Genomic DNA, 3,333 nt, shown 5'->3' with positions numbered 1-3,333 from the left:
TCGCCTTCCCTTTCGGTCAGGCTCACCTATGGGGCTATGTCCCCCCACCTCCATAACAACTTATAGGGAGGCTTTCCTATCCAGATGTGATCTCTAAAATCTGTGTCCACTTTTTAGACTACCATCATTTCAGGCTTTCTTGTGATACCACGTGTCAAACTTGAGTCATAGAAAAACCTCAAGGGAAACCAGAAGCTTCACAACACCTTGGTGGAAGGCGCCCGTGCCGCTGCTAGGTTTAAACACACTTATCACCATCGTATTGCTGCACGTCGTGGATTCAATCGTGTAGCAGTTGCGGTCGCTTATAGCATCCTGACGATTGTCTATCATCTTCTCAAAAAGAAGCAGATTTACATCGAACTTGGTCCACATTACTACGAAGAACGCAAGCCATCAAGTCGTCAGAAAAAGCGATTTGGAAGTTGGAAACACTAGGGTTTAAGGTCATGGTAAAGCCGTCAAATCAAACAGCTAAGTTAACTGAAACAGCAACAAAGGCATTACATCATGCAGCAATCCCTTTTTTTCAAGACGTGTATTCTATCTTATGTGCCATTTCACGAACCAACCGTAAACGGCACTCCCAATATATCAGGTCTGCCGGTTGGTTGTTGACTAAAACGGGTCACGACATCCTGAAACCCTTCCACGTTACCACTGAGAAAATGAAGGCGAATCATGTGAAACATGACAAACTCCGGGGTGGTCACATTCTTCCTCCAATTGATATTCGGGATTTCCTTCATGAACCAGTTGATCAATATGCTCTAGCCAGCCTCTAAAATGTTCCATGTGACCATCAGCATATGCCACAATCGTTCAGGCTCTTCCCATTCCTCCAGTTCAATGAGAACCAATGCCCGCTGATGTAATGCCATCGTATGATGCGGATCCAATTCCAATACACGCTGATACACCCGGTCAGCTTCTTCAGGGTTATTGGCTTGTCTAAAGTAACGGTAAGCCAGTTCACGAAGTGCCTCCACTCGTCAGGGTCTCCTTAATATATTGTTCAATTTCTCTAATATCAGCATATGTTTGATCAGCTGTAACCAGGGGAGTTCGACTACTGCCAGTGCCGAATACAATGATCTGGAGCCGAACAACAAATATTCATGATATCCAGAAATCTTATAGATTTCAGTCTTGATAAGTTGTGTCATAACGTAACCCTATCTTAAGCGCATAATGCTCCATCAGTTGTTTGTTGCGTTGATGATTATCAAACGAGTCGATTATTTTACCACCATCCAGAATCACAATCTGATCACAAATCTCCTCCATTTCATTCAGCTGATGACCGGTTAAAAGAAGCCGGAGATTCAATCAGGAAGCCGATTATGCACATAAATTTTTCCCGGCGGACACGTTCTTTGTTGAGTTGTGATTGAATCCTTTTCTTTTTCATTGTTTGTTGGAATAAAAGCCGAGAAAGCGATAGGTTTGACTGTAAAAAAGCCGGGAGTATCATGATACACCCGGCTCCTAAGATATAAATTCACCTGAGTAAAAAATAACATTTCTAATTTGTTCAAGTTGTTTACTTTTCATTAAAAACCTCTTTCTTAAACGCCTCAATTTCATTTTTATGTTCCTCTTTGTATTTCTCTACGATCTTATCATAAAACTGTCCCAAATCTTGCATAGCTTGGGCAGATCCAACCTCTTGCATGACTTTATTGGTTAATTCACTTATCAACAGGTCTTTTTTTATAGATTGAACGACAAACTCTTCCCAATATTCATCTTCTGTAATGCCTAATCCCTCAATAAAAGCTTTAGTATTAACTTGTTCTGCATATTCACTGCTGCCTTCTTCTGCTGGCAATTCATGCCTTTTACGCAATTGGGCCACAAACTGAAGTGCTTCATCATCCGTAATTTCAATGCCTAGTTCCCAGGCTTTCGTTAAAAATGCAGCTTCTTGAATGACCCCTTCAAAAGCGAGTTTTTCGGCTTCTTCTTGATTCAAACCATCGACGACCTTCTTTTGAAGGACCAGCAGGTTATACCGATTCACATCTAATTGACCAAAAGCAGGAACCATCTCACTTGTAGCAACAGAACCGGCGCTAGTAGCAATGAATTTGCCCATTTGATAAAAACCTTCCGGGTTGGGTTCAATAGTGTTTGACTCTACATTAAACTCAAAAGGCTCGGACTTTACAAGCTCATCCAATTCATTCCCTGTAACTGGTTCAACATACAGTTTGTATCCCGCTGCAAAAGCCGTTCCAACACCTAACAATACAATCGCCAAAATAAGAACAGTTGTTTTTTTCATAATTAAACTCCTCCCTTCCCTATTAACTATTGCCATCTATATAAAAAACCAACTTGCATTTGCACATAATCTGGAGAATAAATAGTTGAATATAAAACAATATGTGTATTCCAAGTAATAGCTTCATCATAGAAAGTCAAATTATAAGGATTTGTACTTCTTCTTGTGAAGTCCCAAGCCCAATCAGGATGTGTATAATTTTCACCTTCAGTGAAGTATACAACATCAACCTCTTCCCCACCTATAAAATATTGAACGGCTGCTGCACTAAGCTGTGGCAAGACAAAACCATTATAACCTATAAATGATTCTTGAGGTCCAAACCTGACTACTGGATACGATACAGGTTCATAGTATTCTGTGTAAGTATATATACCATTGACAGGAACAAAAACGGTACCAGTCCATACCGTTTGACTCCATTCTTCCTCATGATATGCAGGACTAGCGTGGACTTCTGTTTCAAACATAAAGACTGAAACGATAACAAACAAGCACACACTCAAAATGCACATTAGAAAATTTCTCACTCAACTTTCGCACCTTGAAAAACACGAGAATCCCTTGATTTAACTGNCTTCCCGGAAAAGATGCGGTCTATCGTTTTCTGAATTCCAGCCGCTATAACTGGCGCAAGTTTTTGCTGCTTTTGAGCAGCGGGCTGATCCGGAACAAATTGGACCCGTTAACCGGTAAAGATCGGGTAAAGGTACTGATTGTGGATGATTCGCTCTATTCCCGTGCACGCAGCAAGGCGGTCGAGTTACTGGCCAAAGTCCATGATCACACCACCGGCAAGTTTGTTCGGGGTTTTCGCCTGCTTACCTTAGGTTGGTCAGACGGAAACACCTTTGTTCCTCTCTGCTTCTCGTTGCTCAGTTCCCATGATCCCAAAAACCGCCTGGTCGAAATGTTCGAAGGTCTTGACAAGCGGACCACAGGTTACAAACGACGCCGGGAAAGCATGCAAAAGTCTTCGGATGTCTTGATTGAGCTGCTCAGACAAGCGTTGGATTCCGGTATTCAAGCTTCTTACGTTTTGTTCG

4 protein-coding genes and 2 pseudogenes are annotated in these 3,333 nt (G+C 41.7%); 2 read left to right on the top strand and 4 right to left on the bottom strand.

Annotated elements, in window-relative coordinates; translation table 11 throughout:
• Nucleotides 1–171: 171 nt before the first annotated feature.
• Nucleotides 172–461, top strand: a pseudogene (locus IEW48_RS17820) (IS110 family transposase); the annotation flags it as partial.
• A gap of 99 nt (nt 462–560) precedes the next feature.
• On the opposite strand, the gene IEW48_RS16305 reads toward IEW48_RS17820, so the two are convergent.
• From IEW48_RS16305 to IEW48_RS16290, 4 genes are all read right to left on the bottom strand, one after another.
• On the bottom strand, nt 561–713 hold the full coding sequence (locus IEW48_RS16305) for a hypothetical protein (RefSeq protein ID WP_188624677.1): 153 nt from the start codon (nt 711–713) through the stop codon (nt 561–563).
• A 57-nt stretch (nt 714–770) separates the two neighbouring features.
• Nucleotides 771–989 carry a hypothetical protein gene (locus IEW48_RS16300; protein ID WP_188624676.1) on the bottom strand — a complete coding sequence of 73 codons (219 nt, stop codon included), beginning with the start codon at nt 987–989 and terminating at the stop codon, nt 771–773.
• A 554-nt stretch (nt 990–1,543) separates the two neighbouring features.
• Complete coding sequence (locus IEW48_RS16295) at nt 1,544–2,287, bottom strand: hypothetical protein (protein WP_188624675.1); 744 nt, start codon at nt 2,285–2,287, stop codon at nt 1,544–1,546.
• Between the two features lie 26 nt (nt 2,288–2,313).
• The gene (locus IEW48_RS16290) at nt 2,314–2,781 is read right to left on the bottom strand and encodes a hypothetical protein (RefSeq protein ID WP_188624674.1); all 468 of its coding nucleotides are present in this window, start codon (nt 2,779–2,781) and stop codon (nt 2,314–2,316) included.
• Between the two features lie 89 nt (nt 2,782–2,870).
• Here IEW48_RS16290 and IEW48_RS16285 point away from each other — a divergent pair.
• Nucleotides 2,871–3,333: pseudogene (locus IEW48_RS16285) on the top strand (transposase); the annotation flags it as partial.

Origin of the sequence: Caldalkalibacillus thermarum (genome assembly GCF_014644735.1) — a bacterium.
In the GTDB taxonomy this organism is placed as follows: Bacteria; Bacillota; Bacilli; order Caldalkalibacillales; family Caldalkalibacillaceae; genus Caldalkalibacillus; species Caldalkalibacillus thermarum.
Note: the sequence above shows the minus strand (reverse complement) of the source record. Positions and strands in the feature narration are given on the sequence as shown.